Origin of the sequence: Bacillus sp. FSL K6-3176 (genome assembly GCF_038003325.1) — a bacterium.
Lineage (GTDB): Bacteria > Bacillota > Bacilli > Bacillales > Bacillaceae > Bacillus > Bacillus altitudinis.
This window is the reverse complement of the sequence record NZ_JBBOOX010000001.1, coordinates 1,014,253-1,028,979: the sequence shown is the minus strand read 5'-3', so window position 1 is coordinate 1,028,979 and position 14,727 is coordinate 1,014,253. Positions and strand designations below refer to the sequence as shown.

At 40.8% G+C, this 14,727-nt stretch carries 18 protein-coding genes; 5 read left to right on the top strand and 13 right to left on the bottom strand.

Going from position 1 to position 14,727, the window contains the following annotated elements:
* Window positions 1-20: 20 nt before the first annotated feature.
* Complete coding sequence (locus MHB38_RS05245) at window positions 21-467, top strand: ferritin-like domain-containing protein (protein ID WP_007499129.1); 447 nt, start codon at window positions 21-23, stop codon at window positions 465-467.
* Window positions 468-658: 191 nt separating this feature from the next.
* Here MHB38_RS05245 and MHB38_RS05240 read toward each other — a convergent pair whose 3' ends face one another.
* From MHB38_RS05240 to MHB38_RS05230, 3 genes are read right to left on the bottom strand one after another with little or no spacing between them, the layout of a single operon-like run.
* Window positions 659-1,069: a DoxX family protein gene (locus tag MHB38_RS05240; RefSeq protein ID WP_008348626.1), complete on the bottom strand. Its 411-nt coding sequence runs from the start codon at window positions 1,067-1,069 to the stop codon at window positions 659-661.
* A gap of 57 nt (window positions 1,070-1,126) precedes the next feature.
* Window positions 1,127-1,966: a M56 family metallopeptidase gene (locus MHB38_RS05235; RefSeq protein WP_224559573.1), complete on the bottom strand. Its 840-nt coding sequence runs from the start codon at window positions 1,964-1,966 to the stop codon at window positions 1,127-1,129.
* Window positions 1,959-2,381 carry a BlaI/MecI/CopY family transcriptional regulator gene (locus MHB38_RS05230; protein WP_007499135.1) on the bottom strand — a complete coding sequence of 141 codons (423 nt, stop codon included), beginning with the start codon at window positions 2,379-2,381 and terminating at the stop codon, window positions 1,959-1,961. The genes MHB38_RS05235 and MHB38_RS05230 overlap by 8 nt, the downstream gene beginning before the upstream one ends.
* Window positions 2,382-2,657: 276 nt before the next feature.
* Between MHB38_RS05230 and MHB38_RS05225 the strand changes: the two genes are divergently transcribed.
* Window positions 2,658-3,800, top strand: coding sequence for an AbrB family transcriptional regulator (locus tag MHB38_RS05225; protein WP_019743342.1), 1,143 nt, complete (start codon window positions 2,658-2,660; stop codon window positions 3,798-3,800).
* Window positions 3,801-4,039: 239 nt separating this feature from the next.
* Here MHB38_RS05225 and lepB read toward each other — a convergent pair whose 3' ends face one another.
* A complete protein-coding gene (lepB, locus tag MHB38_RS05220) occupies window positions 4,040-4,552 on the bottom strand; it encodes a signal peptidase I (RefSeq protein WP_007499139.1) in 513 nt (170 codons plus the stop codon).
* Entirely contained in the window at window positions 4,552-5,169 is a 618-nt protein-coding gene (locus MHB38_RS05215; protein WP_017360223.1) for a TVP38/TMEM64 family protein, read from the bottom strand. The genes lepB and MHB38_RS05215 overlap by 1 nt, the downstream gene beginning before the upstream one ends.
* Before the next feature lie 158 nt (window positions 5,170-5,327).
* Between MHB38_RS05215 and MHB38_RS05210 the strand changes: the two genes are divergently transcribed.
* A complete protein-coding gene (locus MHB38_RS05210) occupies window positions 5,328-5,690 on the top strand; it encodes a hypothetical protein (RefSeq protein ID WP_008348633.1) in 363 nt (120 codons plus the stop codon).
* 85 nt (window positions 5,691-5,775) lie between these two features.
* Window positions 5,776-6,210, top strand: a complete 435-nt coding sequence (locus tag MHB38_RS05205; protein WP_039167431.1) for a hypothetical protein — start codon at window positions 5,776-5,778, stop codon at window positions 6,208-6,210.
* A 35-nt stretch (window positions 6,211-6,245) separates the two neighbouring features.
* Here MHB38_RS05205 and MHB38_RS05200 read toward each other — a convergent pair whose 3' ends face one another.
* From MHB38_RS05200 to MHB38_RS05170, 7 genes are all read right to left on the bottom strand, one after another.
* Window positions 6,246-7,202, bottom strand: coding sequence for an LCP family protein (locus tag MHB38_RS05200; protein ID WP_008348636.1), 957 nt, complete (start codon window positions 7,200-7,202; stop codon window positions 6,246-6,248).
* 139 nt (window positions 7,203-7,341) lie between these two features.
* Window positions 7,342-8,286 carry a siderophore ABC transporter substrate-binding protein gene (locus MHB38_RS05195; protein ID WP_052320884.1) on the bottom strand — a complete coding sequence of 315 codons (945 nt, stop codon included), beginning with the start codon at window positions 8,284-8,286 and terminating at the stop codon, window positions 7,342-7,344.
* Window positions 8,287-8,308: 22 nt separating this feature from the next.
* Entirely contained in the window at window positions 8,309-9,067 is a 759-nt protein-coding gene (locus MHB38_RS05190) for an iron ABC transporter ATP-binding protein (protein ID WP_052320885.1), read from the bottom strand.
* Window positions 9,058-10,008 (bottom strand): iron chelate uptake ABC transporter family permease subunit, encoded by a 951-nt coding sequence (locus MHB38_RS05185; RefSeq protein WP_008348643.1) that lies wholly within the window; start codon window positions 10,006-10,008, stop codon window positions 9,058-9,060. Before MHB38_RS05185 ends, MHB38_RS05190 begins: the two co-directional genes overlap by 10 nt.
* Window positions 10,001-10,951, bottom strand: a complete 951-nt coding sequence (locus MHB38_RS05180; RefSeq protein WP_017366964.1) for an ABC transporter permease — start codon at window positions 10,949-10,951, stop codon at window positions 10,001-10,003. Before MHB38_RS05180 ends, MHB38_RS05185 begins: the two co-directional genes overlap by 8 nt.
* A gap of 158 nt (window positions 10,952-11,109) precedes the next feature.
* Window positions 11,110-11,388, bottom strand: coding sequence for a barstar family protein (locus MHB38_RS05175; RefSeq protein ID WP_025207101.1), 279 nt, complete (start codon window positions 11,386-11,388; stop codon window positions 11,110-11,112).
* Window positions 11,389-11,450: 62 nt separating this feature from the next.
* Window positions 11,451-12,620, bottom strand: a complete 1,170-nt coding sequence (locus MHB38_RS05170) for an MFS transporter (protein ID WP_052320886.1) — start codon at window positions 12,618-12,620, stop codon at window positions 11,451-11,453.
* A 143-nt stretch (window positions 12,621-12,763) separates the two neighbouring features.
* On the opposite strand from MHB38_RS05170, the gene pdxR reads away from it, so the two are divergent.
* Complete coding sequence (pdxR, locus tag MHB38_RS05165) at window positions 12,764-14,203, top strand: MocR-like pyridoxine biosynthesis transcription factor PdxR (protein WP_172673030.1); 1,440 nt, start codon at window positions 12,764-12,766, stop codon at window positions 14,201-14,203.
* 30 nt (window positions 14,204-14,233) lie between these two features.
* Here pdxR and MHB38_RS05160 read toward each other — a convergent pair whose 3' ends face one another.
* Window positions 14,234-14,716, bottom strand: coding sequence for a hypothetical protein (locus MHB38_RS05160; protein WP_007499155.1), 483 nt, complete (start codon window positions 14,714-14,716; stop codon window positions 14,234-14,236).
* Window positions 14,717-14,727 lie beyond the last annotated feature (11 nt).

Genomic DNA, 14,727 nt, shown 5'->3' with positions numbered 1-14,727 from the left:
AAAAGGAGGCTGGCAATATCATGTATTACGGTTATTATGACTACTCGCCATATGACATGCGCCAAAACACAAGGATCATTGCAGACCTTGAAAAGGCCATCAATGGCGAATATTCTGCGATCCAATGCTATGAAAAACTTGCACAAAAAGCAAAAAATCCTGAAGCGAAAAAAATCATTCAAGAAATACGTCAGGATGAAGTCAGACATTATCAGCTATTTACAAAGCTATACTATTCTTTGACTGGTAAAAACCACAAACCAAGCATAACAGAGCCTTGTCCAGACCAATTTAGGGAAGGTCTCTTATTTGCCTTTAAAGACGAACAAAAAACAGTCGATTTTTACTTAACGGTATCAGACTATGTCCGTGATCAAGGAACAAAGGAATTAATGAAGCGTATTGCTCAAGATGAACAGCAGCATGCTGTCTGGTTTCTATATCTTTTAACGCACCATGTTTCTTAGATAACCCTATTTTAATAGGAGATCGTATGTTCCGTCAAAAAATGAAATTGCTTTTTTGCTCATTCAATATGTGAAATAAAGGGCTGTCATCATCAAAACGCCTCTTCGCTTTTCCTTTTTTAATGATAAAACGACCTTTTGACCATAAAAAAACTCCTCTGCTACAAATCGCAGAAGGAGTTTTTTGTTATTTAATGAAATTTTGCTTCATTGCTTTGCTGCTGTTGTTTTAACAATCCATCAATCGATAGCATCTTGCTGCCACTAAGTGTCAAGTAAAGCGCCATGACCATTAAAGAAAGTTCAAATTCATAACCGCCCACAAATCCTCTTGCAAAACCAACTGTGATAATGGCTACAGCCATAATTGGCACAAATAAAGCTGCGAAAAGACGTGTGCCTAAACCTAGAATCAGGGCAATTCCACCAACCAGTTCAATTGTTTTGACAATATAGGCCATAAATTCAGGAACACCAATTTGACCAAAAAATGCAGCAGTGCCTCCTAGTCCACCTTGATATGCTTGAAGTCCATGTAAAAAGAAAATAATGCCTAAGATGACGCGTACAAAAAGTGTTCCTATTTCTTGATTTGTTTTCATATAGTGATTTCCTCCCATTTTTACACTACATCATGTAATGTTCATTTGTAAAAAAAATTAGTAATTTAAGTTGAGCATAATCATTAAGACCACCATGAGGATGGTTGATGTCACAATTGGGATAAGTGGTACATTGAAAGGTATGTTGTATGTTGGGTTTAAGATTTTTTGGATTCTTAAATTCAATGCTCGGTCTCCAAAGGACACGGCAAATTTCGTTTGTTTTTGAAACTGGGTTCTATTTTTAATGAGTTTCAAAAGGGCTTGCCCTACTCCAAGCTCAGTCCCTGTCTGCTGAATGGCATAGTCATCTGCAATGACCTCACGAAAAACGGAGTAACTTTGTCTCATATGCTTTAACACAGGAATATACCAAATCACTTTTGTGAGCAAAGAGAAAGTGAAAGTCTTTAAAGGGTCGTAGCTGTATTTGTGATGTAATTCGTGATAGACAACCGCATCGATTTCCCCTTCATCCAGCATATCTATAAGCGCTGTTGAGAGATACACTTTTGGACGAAGCATCCCCATCGCGAAAGCAAGCGGTTCATGGCAATGAAACACAATGATCTCATTTCTATACTTGTCTGATAGACTTTGCGTTGAATGTTGATCGACTGCCATCATCATATTTCTTTTAAAATGAATATACTTTCTGACCTGCTTCGTCATATAGAAAACGGCAAAACCTAGCGTATACAAAACTAAAACATCCAGAAAATATTTTAAAGGAGTGAATCCATAAAATTCGAGAACAGATTGGCATACATGGATCAGGTTATATGCTTGATTCCAGCCAAAAAAGCTTGAGAGTACATAATAGCCCATCTGGTAAAAGATCACTAAGCCAATCAATATACCGCCTAAAAACAGCAGACTCGACTTCATTTTAATCATGTCGTTTCTCCTCTTTTTTGGATGCAAGCCTTGCTTCAAGTACCTTCAGTAATTCAGGATCAGCACTTTCAATTGCGTCCACCATATGATTGACTGCAAGAGGGCCGAAATCATCCATCAGTCCTTGAGTAATCCATTTCGTTTGCTCATTTAGAAATTCTTCTTTTGTTAAAACAGGGTTATAGATAGATGAACGCCCTTTCGTTTTCTTTTCCACAATTCCTTTTTCGGTTAATCGATTGAGTACCGTCATGACCGTGTTGAAATTAATTGGCTTCTCATCTGACAGCTTCTGCTGTACCTCTTTAATCGGCATATCCTCACCTTGATAAAGGATCTCCATAATCCTTCCTTCTAAAGGACCGAAAAAGCGGTTCAATCCCTTTTCATTATATTTAAAAGAAGGAATTTTCATGTCATCACCTCACACTAAGCATTGTAGTGTAATTGAAAATGATAGTCAACTGATAACAAAAATAGGGGAAAATCGTTGTATATTGTATTTGTTTTTGGCAAAAATTATATGTCATTTATATCAAAAACAATCTTTTTTCTAACAGAGTTAACCATAAGATAATCTTATGAAAATACTAAAAAAATTCGTATTTTATTTATAGAGACTTTTGTATTATAGTGAAGATAACAACATTTCACTTACTGAACAAATATACAGGAAGAAGGTTTATATGTGATGAAGCAAGGAAACAGCCTTCGAACCGATCTCATTTTGATTGCGGTAAGCGGTTTAGGTGGATTCCTTTTGTCTCTAACAGGGATGTCTATCGGCTGGATGATTGGCACATTAATGACAGCTGCATTTATTGCCCTGCGCCGTCCCGCCCTGTTTCAGCGTAAAGGAAAGAATACCTTACGTATTCACAGTAGATGGCTACTCCTTGGTCAATTCATTCTCGGAATCGAACTAGGACAAAAAATGAACATGAAAGTCCTTCACATTTTCGCTGAAAATTGGCTTCCCGTGAGTTTCATGCTCGTCTTTTCTATTTTATTAGCCATGCTCTCCGGGTTTGTTTTATGGAAGCTGAGCAAAACAGATATGCTGACCAGCTTTGTTGGCACTGCCCCCGGCGGTCTTTCCGCTATGCCGGGCATCGCCCAAGAGGTTGGAGCAAATACAGCTGTAGTGAGTCTCGTACAAACGATACGTGTGTTAATGGTCGTACTGACCATTCCATTTACGGTATTTTATTTAAATACAAAAAGCCAATCAGATGCGGTAGTCGCCCAAGGCAGCGCCTTCTCATCAGGCGTTTTCACAATATCAAACATTTCTTGGACTGCTGCACTCATTTTAGGGGCATGGCTGATGTCACGCCTAGCCGTGCGTCTTCACTTTCCTGCCCCTTGGCTCATCGGCAGTATGTTAGGTGTAGCAGCTCTCCAAGTAGGGGCAGGCGCCTTGACAGGTCATGATTTGATTCCTTACTGGCCAGCCCAAGCGAACATTGCGTCACAGGTATTTCTAGGGGCAACCATCGGGTCAAAAATGAATAAACAAATGTTTGTCGGGCTAAAAAATACCTTGATTGTGGCCGTCGTCAGCTCAGCCGGATTGATTGCCGCGACCGTTCTCAGTTCAATTGCCATTGCAGAAATAACAGGTATTTCTGTCATTACGGCCATTCTTGCTTTTTCGCCTGGCGGTATTGCAGAAATGGCAACAACAGCTGTTACACTTCATGAGGATTCCACCTTTGTTGTGGCTGTACAAGTCGTTAGAATTATTTTGGTCATCGCCATGCTGCCACCGTTTTTTCGTTTCTTACATCATGTCTGGGCAAAAAGACAGACTGATTATAAAACCGCTAAATAAAAAGAGCCGCTTTGCATAAGCAGAGCGGCTTTCAGATTGTCTGACAACGGGCTAAAATGATGTTGATTTTAGCCCGTTGTCTTCTTTTCAGCGTGATAGAAAACCTTTGAAGTCTAGGAAGGTCGAGCACCAGAGCGGAGCGAATTTGACATTCGTGAGCACTGGAGCGCAGACATGACAACGAATGCGAGGGTTTGTCTACACGCTGAGCCGCTTTGCATAAGCAGAGCGGCTCTTTTTTATTCATCATGATTCCTTTTTACACCGACTACTTGATCCTTTGAGATCGTTCCAAAATGCCGGCTGTCAAAGCTATGTATTCGATTATCTCCGATCACGAAGTAATGATTGTTTTGTATGTTCTGACGACCGGTGATGGCTTTCAGCTGAAAATCACCTGTTAGGACGTTGCCCATTTTATGTTTTTTCTGCTCTTTTAAATACGGCTCTTTCCACTTTACACCATCAACAAACAGTTGATCATCTTCATATTTGATTGTTTCTCCTGGAAGCCCAATGACCCGTTTGATCAAGATTTGATTTTTAGGGCCATGAAATAATACATAGTCAAACCGGCTAATTTTCGTGAGTTTTGGCGAGAACTTGTTAATTAATAATTCTGTTCCATCTGTAAATGTCGGGTCCATACTAACCCCTTCTACTTTGTACGTGACAAACATGAAATTCTTTACTTGGAACAACAAGACGATGCATGTAATAATCATGAACCATAGCAATGGCTTCTTTTTCATTAAGAGCCTCCTTTGTCCTCACGCTGACTCATCCGAATATTCAACCTATTTTCTACTCTCTTTCCAACATACCATAATAAAGCAATGACTAGAACCGCAAAAACACTTCTTAACGGATTCTTTACTAAAGCTGAAATGTCATAGCCGATAAAACTAATAATAAAGAGCATGACACACTTCCCTGATAAAGCAGCTAATGAGAACTGCCAGACGCTGATTCTTGATAGACCTGCTACGACATTAACGGCAGCAGAAGGTGTAAAAGGAAAGCAGAGTAAAATAAACAACGGACCAAATCCCCGCTTTTCAACCCAAAGCATTAGCTTTTGAATAGAAGGGTGTCTGCTAATAAAGTTCAACATCCTCATCTGTCCAAATTTTCTGATCAGTAAAAAGACAAGGATAGACCCTGCACTTGCACCAATCCAGGTCAATAAAAAGCCTTCCCATAGCCCAAAAGCATTTGCATTGGCCACCGCAAATGCCACGAGAGGTAAAAACGGTAGAAATGCTTCTATTAAAGGGAGTAATATAGCCACAATGGGTCCAAAAGCCTTGTAGCTTTCAAAAAATGATGTGATATTTTCATGAGTAAATATAGCAAGAAATGATGGCAACTTGTTTGACTCCTTCAAGGTTTGTCTATCTTTCATTTTACATGGAAAACATAAAAATATACAAATGAATCCCTCTCAGCCCCCCTTGAGATTTTTCAACTCATCCGATATAATAAACAAGAACAAGTGTTCTATATATAAAGAAAGCAGGCATGGACATGACGAGATTATCAAGCGTACAACTTCAGATGATGGAACAAGCCATCTTTCTTCCAATGGTCATCTCCATCCTCAATCGTGATTTGACGCACCTTAAAAAACATCAAACATTCAAACTAAATGAACCATATATTCAGCTAGTCACCTCTTCATTAAAAGAAGCACAAAAAGCCCTTTATCAACTGAAACAACAGTTACGTAAAGAAAAAATGAACGTACAGCAAATTGAACACGATGAAGGATTTACGACATATTTATTTCTGATAAATGGCTATGAAGAAAAGCATAAATATTTTAATCCTCGTATACGTCATCGTGTAGAGGAAATGCTCACCCATTATTTTCTCCATTCAGGAAAATAATATGGTTATATTTTACATTTACAGAAGGAACTCTTTAGTTTTTGGCGAATTGATTGTTATACCAAAAATTAGGAGGTTTCAACTCATGTTCAAAAAAATAACAGCACTTACCTTAGCAGCAGGATTACTTGTGCCAAGTACCGTTTCGGCATTAGAACCACTGCAAACAGGAAAACAAGCCCCAGCAGCATCTGCACAAATAACAAGTGTAGCCTATACAACGGTTTCTATCGTTGGAAAACGAGTGAAGTTTGAAGTGAAAGCACTCGAAAATCCTTTTAACATGAATTACTATAATCGAATTGCTTGGACGAGTACGGACGAAGAGCCAAGTGTATTCAATGACAATATTCTATCGGTCATTGTCGCTAAAAAAACCGGACAGGCTTATCAAGTCTTTTCATACGAAGCGCTCACTTCGGTAAAGGACAAGATTGAATCAGGTCAAAAGGTGTATGGCTGGGCGCTTGCTTTAAATGGTGTGTGGTACCCAACGATGCCTGCAACCCTCTACTATTAATAAAAAGCCTGCCATAGCGGCAGGCTCTTTCTCCATTATGATAATTCGAGCTGTTTTCTCAGCTCTTGTCTCACTTCTTCTAATCCTGGTCCATCTAACTCAAAGTAATACACATTCCCAGGCTGGTAATCGTGCCCTTTTAATTGGATGGTATCCACTGATTTTAATGAACTCAGTAAAGGGAATAGACCGATCAACTGTTTCATGGATAAATTGGTGGAGACGTTATCCCCAAGTGTATCAATGATGTTGTCATAAGACGGTATGGAAGAAATGGATTTTGATTTTTCAAAGATGGCTTGAAGTGCTTCCATTTGGCGCTTTCCGCGCATGAGATCACTATCTGCCTTTCTCGTTCTCACAAACGCTAATGCTTCTTCACCACTGAGCGTATGCGTGCCTGTTTCCACATGAACTTTTCCTTTTGAATCCTTTTCCATTTGTTTTGCAATGCCTTCATCTTCAATCGTTACGTCAATTCCATTTAGCTCATCGACAATGTCTTGAAACGCCTTAAAGTTTCCTGCAATCACATAGTCTACCGGGATGTTTAACAAATTCTCTACCGTTTTGACTGATAAATCTGCACTCCCAAACGCATGGGCATGAGCAATTTTATCATATCCTCTCCCCGGTATATCAACATAAGAATCACGAGGAATACTTAGGAGCTTGATCGTTTTGTCTGTTCGATTCACCGTCGCCAGTAAGACCGCATCACTTCTTGCTTCGTCTACCGTTTCACCTGGACGGCTGTCAATCCCTAAGAGCAGCACCGAAAAGCTATCCTTTCCTGGATCAAAAGCTTTCACACGCTTTTGCGAGGTCTCTCCTCTTTCTAAAGATACTTGCGCTTTATTCGACGCTTTTGAAATTTTATAGTATGCGTATCCTGTGACAGATACAGCCATAACCATGACAAATGCCATGATAAACAGCACGACTTTCACCCAAGGTCTTAGCCTTCTTTTTGATCTTGTTTTCTCCTTCATCCTTTCCGAACCCTCACTCTATCTTAGTCTCACAATGTAGGTTCCACTATAACATATTTTGATGAAAGTTTCCTGCACGCAACATATTTTTATGTATCCACAATAAAAAAGCTGCTCGATAGGAGCAGCTTTTCATCCATTACTTTTGTTCAATTCCTTTTTTCACTTCATCAATCATCGCATTCAATGATTCAAGGCCGCCGCCTGCTAAATACCACATGTCAGAGTTTAAATATACCACATGATTGTTTTTAACCGCTTTGACTGATTTCACATAATCATTTTCAACAAGCTGTTTCGCAGACGTTTCTTCTCCAATCGCCGCACCGCGATCCACGACAAATAAGTAATCTGGGTTCGTTTTGACCATATACTCATACGAAATGCTTTGTCCATGTTTATCAGATGGCTCTAGCTTTTGATCTGCTGGTGTAATCCCAAATACATCATGAATCAGACCATATCTTGACTTAGGACCAAATGCCGTCATTTTGCTGTCGTTCGCCATAATGACGAGTCCATTTTTCTTTAACTCTTTGGCTTGTTTCTTTAATGAAGCCACTTTTTGGTCAATGGCAGAAAGTTCTTTTTTGACTTTGTCTTCCTTATCAAAAATCTTTCCTAATGTTTCAGCATTCTTTTTAAATGATTCCATATAGTTTGCGTTATCTACATCCATATAAATCGTCGGAGCAATTTTAGAAAATTCATCAAATGCATCTGCTTGACGGTGCTGAATAATGATCAAGTCAGGCTTGATTTCTGCAATTTTCTCAAAGTTTGGCTCTTTTAAGCCGCCGACATTCTCATATTTGTCACTTTCATATTTAGATAAATAGTGAGGAATCACTTGTTTTGGTAAGGCTGTCACGTTGACACCAAGCTTATCAAGTGTATCAAGACTTCCCATATCAAAGACGACGACTTTTTTCGGGTTTTTCTTGATTTTTACACCGTCTTTATTCAACATATCCTTTACTGTTACGGTTTCCTCATTCGTTCCCGCTGTTTTTCCTTGGTTACCACAGGCAGCAAGGACAGCAATCGCTGTTAATACTGTTATCATCCAAATCCATTTTTTCATGATTGATCACCTCTTTATTTTTTCAAGAAAAATATAAGCAAATACGCTCACCACGAATGATTTCGATCGGTATGCGCATGTCATAAATGTGTTCAAGTGCTTCTGTTTGAATCACTTCATCAACGCTTCCTTCTTTGATTACCTGACCCTCTTTTAAGGCGACGATGTGATCTGAATAGACAGATGCAAAGTTAATATCATGGAGAACAACAACAATCGTTTTTCCAAGATCTTTTACGAGCTGCTGAAACAGCTTCATCATTTCAACTGAATGGTTCATATCTAAATTATTTAAAGGCTCATCTAAGAAAATATAATCCGTATCCTGAGCCAGCACCATGGCAATAAAGGCTCTCTGCCTTTGTCCGCCGCTTAGTTCATCTAAATATTGATGCTGGATTTCGACGAGTCTCATGTATTGAAGCGACACATCAATCATGTTCTCATCTTCTTTTGTCAAGCGGCCTTGAGAGTAAGGAAAGCGGCCAAAGCTGACAAGCTCGCGAACGGTCAGGCGCACACTCATGTGGTTCGACTGCTTCAAGATGCTCATTTTTTTCGCAAGCTCCTGAGGAGAGTACGTACGATAAGGTTTGTCCTCTAAATAAGCTTCCCCAGTATCAGGTTGAATCAGGCGGCTCATGATGGACAAAAGCGTACTTTTGCCTGCGCCATTTGGACCAATGAGAGAGGTCAGCTGTCCTTTTTTTACACTGACAGTTGTTTCGTGAAGCACTGTTTTTCCGTTATATGTCTTACTGACTCCCTTCATCACGACCATGAACGACTCTCCTTTAAAAGTAGATAAATAAAATACAGTCCGCCGACTAAATCAATTAGCACACTAAGCGGTGTTTGAAACGTAAATACCTTTTCCACAAGAAATTCCCCGCCTACAAGCGCAATGACACTAATGAAAAACGAGCCTAATAGCAAGTACGTGTGCCGATATGTACGAAACAGCTCTCTTGCCACATTCACAACGAGTAAGCCAAGAAACGTAATCGGGCCGACGAGGGCCGTCGCAATAGAAACAAGGACGGCAATGACGATCAGCATCTTTTTTGTGATCCTGTCATAGTCAATCCCGAGATTCACAGCCTGTTCCTTTCCTAACGACATGACATCTAATTTCGCGCGGAAGGTCCATATATAAAGACAAAGTGCCGCAAATAAAAGAGAAGCGAAGAGTAAAATATCTGTGTTCATGTGATTAAAGCTGGCAAAGGACTTGTCCTGTACGACTTGGTATTCATTCGGGTCAATGAGCATTTCCATAAAGGAAGAAAGACTTTTGAACAATGTTCCAAACACAATCCCGACAAGCAGGAGTAAGAAAATATGCTTGTTTTTGCGCTTGAACATGACCGTATAGAGCAGCACAGAAAACAGAATCATTAATCCAACGCAGAGAAAGAAATTCAGGTTCTTATTCGCGATCATCAAATTGGTCGATCCAAAAAGATAAATAATTGCCGTTTGCAAAAACAAGTAAAGCGCGTCTAACCCTAAAATGCTTGGCGTTAAGATTCGGTTATTGGTCAATGTTTGAAACACAACAGAGGAAAAGGCAATCGCGCCTCCTGTCAAAGTCATGGCAAGCACCTTTTTTAAACGGCTCGGCACTGTGTACTCCCAGTACCCCATTTGAAAGGTGACGAAGATGACAACGAATACGACTGCAATGGCTGCAATGAGAAATAATGTTCGTTTCTTATGCATAGCGCTTCCTCCTTAATAACATGTACAGGAAGATCGCACTTCCAATGATGCCGACCATAAGCCCGACAGATATTTCATATGGATAAATGATCACTCGTCCGAGCACGTCACATATGAGCACAAAAATGGCCCCTAATAAAGCCGTATGCGGAAGGCTCTTTTTCAAGTGATCCCCTCGGTAGATCGATACAATATTCGGAATGATTAAGCCGAGGAAAGGTAGCATGCCAACAGTCAAAATCGTTACAGAAGTAATCATCGAAACAATCACCAAACCAACTGCCATGACACGTTTATACGTTAAACCTAAATTGACGGCAAAGCTCTCACCCATACCAGCCACTGTAAAGCGGTCAGCATATAAATACGCGATGATCAATAGAGGAACACTCACATAGAGCAGTTCATAACGCCCCTGAACAATAAGAGAAAAATCCCCTTGCAGCCATGCGGATACGTTTTGGATCAAATCATATTTATAGGCTATAAACGTGGAAATTGAACTAACAATTCCGCCAAACATTAAGCCGACTAACGGTACGTAGATCGTATCGTTCACCTTAATATGGCGTAGAATTTTTAAGAATAATAGATTGCCAGCTAACGTAAATAAAAACGCAATCGCCATTTTCATCAGCGGGCTTGCCTGTGTAAAAACAAGCATGGCGGTTAAAATACCCAGCTTGGCCCAATCCATTGTTCCTGCAGTCGTTGGAGAGACAAATTTATTTCTCGTCATGCTTTGCATGATAAAACCGCATAAGCTCAGGCTCATGCCAGCAAGCACAATACTCATCAGCCGCGGGATGCGACTTGAAAATAAGGTGTTCATTTGTTCATCTGATAGATGAAACAACTGTAAAAGAGACAGGTCCTGTACTCCGACAAACAGCGACGCACATGCCAAACACACAAACAACAAACTTAATTGGTACAACTTCATACAGGGTTCACACTTTCTATCAAGCTCTCTGCCACAAATGATTATCATTATCAATTAACGGCAGTTCATATATTATCATATTTAGTGAAATATTCAATAGTAGAATGAGAAAGGGTGAAAACTGCATAAAAAAACAGCTTTTAGGATCAGCTGCTTTTTTACACTTCAATATTCAATTGAAACTGCCCTTGCAGTTCCTCTTCAGCCTCTTGAAATAACTGCCGCAAATTCTCTGCATAATCACCAAGCTCGTCTTTGCTTGCTTGATAATGAATCCATGTAAGCTCTACAGGCAAGCTCACTTCTCCTGTTAAACAGTCCCAAAGGGCATCAAGATTTTTCCCGTAATGATCAGGAAGTTGTAACACTGTTTTTAGTTGATCATGAAGCTCCTCTTGTGATCTGCACATCGCTCCATTTAGCTGTACTTTTTTCATTTTCCTCCCCCTCTTCTGTCTTTATTTTAAACGAATTGGAGAGGAAAGAGAAAGAATCCATTTCACTTTTGCCTCTCTCTGAAACTTAAACTAAACAAGATCAGACAGGCTGCCAGCACGAGCATGAAAAAGAGCGTTAACACTGTCTGAGTACCGTACATATCAGCAAAGAGACCAACGAACACACTTGGTATGCCAAGACCTAGATACGCAAACAAGTAATATCCAGCAACGGCTCTAGCCGCTTCCTTCTTCCCTTTCTCAACAATCAGCTGGAGACCGCCTAAGTAAGTAAATCCATAGCAAGCTGTGCCCGCTAAAAGAGTTCCAGCAAGGACAAGGAAAATGGACCCGCTATTAGCACCGAATAACAGCAGGCCATATCCACACGGAAGACAAATAAAACCAATACGAAGCGCTGCACTGCTATTCATCTTTCGGACAAAAGGCTGCATCAGAACACCTGCCATATTAATAAAAAACAGCGCCGGGCCTACCCACAATTCATAGCCATTTAATTTAAGCTGTGCTGGCAAAATCGAAATGACAAGACCGCACACAGACCATGCGATAGCAATGGCTAAGTTGGCAGGCATTGTCCCTTTTGGAAACCTCGGCATGTTCATGAGCGGTTTACTTGCCTCCCCTTGTACAGGCGGCACCAAAAAGAATACAGCAACAATCGTCAACATAATCAAGACCAACACAATCCAATAGCTAAGAGGCGTCAGTGACACTTGCTCAAAAGAAAGAATCGCTGTAAAAAGAGCACCTCCCCCAAATCCAATTGAACTGCATAATGCGATAAACGTTGGGATCCAGCCCGATTTCTCTGGATATAAAGCAATCAAGTAGGCAGTACATGTGCCAACACTTAACCCAAGTCCCACTCCTTGCAGCAGCCGGGCGACAAAGAGCATTTGGATGGTCGGATGCACGATCATGAGCAGGGTGGCACATAATGAAAAGCAAAGTGCGATCAATAAAATCGGTTTTCGTCCAGCCCGGTCAGACATGCCGCCAAGTAACAGTAATACTGGAATCAGTCCGAAAACATACGCAGCAAACACAAGGGCTGTTGACGCCTTTCCGTATCCTGCCTGCTCTGCATATTCCGTATAAAGAGGGACTTGCAGGTTCACTGCTGTTGTAATCATAAAAAGGCTAAATAAAACGAACACAAACGGAATCATGGATAGCTGTGCTGTTTCTTCTTTTGATGCAGGAATCATGGGACTCTCTCCTCTGTGTAAATGATATGAACCAGTGTACACATCATTTGGATTTCTTCCCACATCCAAAAATGAAGCTATTGACCAGTCCATAATTCCATGTCATCATCAATGATGACATGACAAAGGAAAGAAGGTGCACTGTGTACATTCATTTAGACCGTTCCAGCTCTACCCCGCTCTGGCAGCAAATCGTCAATGGCATCATTCAAAAAATTCATACAAACACACTGAATCCTGATGATCAGTTGACTCCGACAAGAGTATTAGCACAAGAGCTCAACGTATCTCGATCCACCGTACAGCTTGCCTATGATGAACTGCTGGCAAGAGGCTATGTCAGCACCTCTAGAAGAGGCGGGACAAAGGTCATTTCAAGTAATCACTATGCTGCTTCTCCCCCACATCAAAACGAACCGCCTTTTGCACTTCCGATAAGACCTCACTTTGACGAGGCTGAAAAACAAATGGATCACTGGCTCTCGGCCAATCAATTTCATGACACACTTGAGATTGATTTCCGCCATCAAGAACCAGCCATCGACGACCATTTTCAAAACATATGGAAACGCTCGCTTCTAAAAGCATTACAGCGCTTAAATATGAAAGATTGGGGCTATTCTTCTCCGCATGGATTATGGGAAGTGCGTTCAGAAATTCGCCAATACTTATCGGTTGAACGCGGCATTGATATAGAAGAAGACCAAATGGTGTTAACAGGGGGCACACAGCAAGCCATTGACTTAATTTCACAAGTCATGCTCAAAAAAGGAGATACAGTAGCAGTTGAAGATCCTGGTTTTCCTGGAGCTAGGTTGTCCTTTTTACATCGCGAAATGACTATTTACCCCGCACCAGTCGATGAAGAAGGAATGATGGTGAATACATTGCCAGAACGTACAAAACTGATCGCTGTAACGCCCTCTCATCAGCGGCCAACCGGAGTCTGTATGAGCGTCAATAGAAGACGGGAGCTGCTGCAGTTTGCTGCGAAGGCTCAATCTTACATATTAGAAGATGATTTTGATGGGGATTATCGTTATCATGGCGGACCGCTTCCTTCTTTATTTTCAGAAGCACCCGATCATGTGATCTATATTGTCAGTTTTTCCAAGGTACTTGCTCCAGGCATCCGCCTTGCTGCCATCATCGGCTCCAAAGCAGTCATCAAAGAAATCGCTGCACTGCAATCACTTATTCAAAGACAGCTGCCGATCATGGAGCAAATCACCCTTGCCTCTTTTTTCAGAGAAGGAGAGTTTACGCGATATGTTAGGCGGATGAGACAGGTGTATAAAAAACGGCAGGCAGCGATGATGGATGCTCTTTTGACACATCACTTTGACAAACACTTCCGTTTATATGGAACCGATACAGGCCTTCACGTCTTTTTGGAAGGAACATCAGACTTTGATGAACAAGGTACGATTGAGGCCGCAAAAGCGGCAGGTGTCGGCATTTATCCATTAAGCCCCTATTGTTATGAAAGCAAAAGGAAAGGGTTGCTGCTTGGTTTTGCCTGTACGGATGAAGCCATGATTCAAGAAGGTGTACGCCGATTAAAGCAAACACTGCACATCTAAAAAAGCCTGGAAGTCTCTCTTCCAGGCTTTTCATTGTGATTGCTGAACGTTTCCTACTTCTTCAATGAAAGAGGCTGTCTCTTGCAATCCATCTTGAAAATGTTGAGTTGCTGACATGAACAGCTTTTCTTGATCAGGACGCTTTAACAGCTGCTCTACCTTGCTCATTCCTTTTTCAAATGAAGCAAGACCTGTCTTTAATTGTTTGTCTGCCTTTTGATACACAGCTGGCACTTCTTGATGAGTAAGCCCTTTTTGAATGACACGGTCGAATGCTTTCGTCGCTTTTGTCAATTTTTCATTCACTTGAATTTTTCCGTGTCCATCTGAAATAAATTGATCGGTCATGTTTTCATATGCTTCATTTAACTCATCCATATAACGCTGAACCCATTGTTCATACGCAGCTTCTTTTGTGTTTTGTTTTGAAGGCGGCTGACCTGCTTGATTGCAGGCTGTGAGTAGTGTCACTGTCACGGTAAATAGCAGCATCAAATGCCATCGTTTTTTCATACACGGCCCCC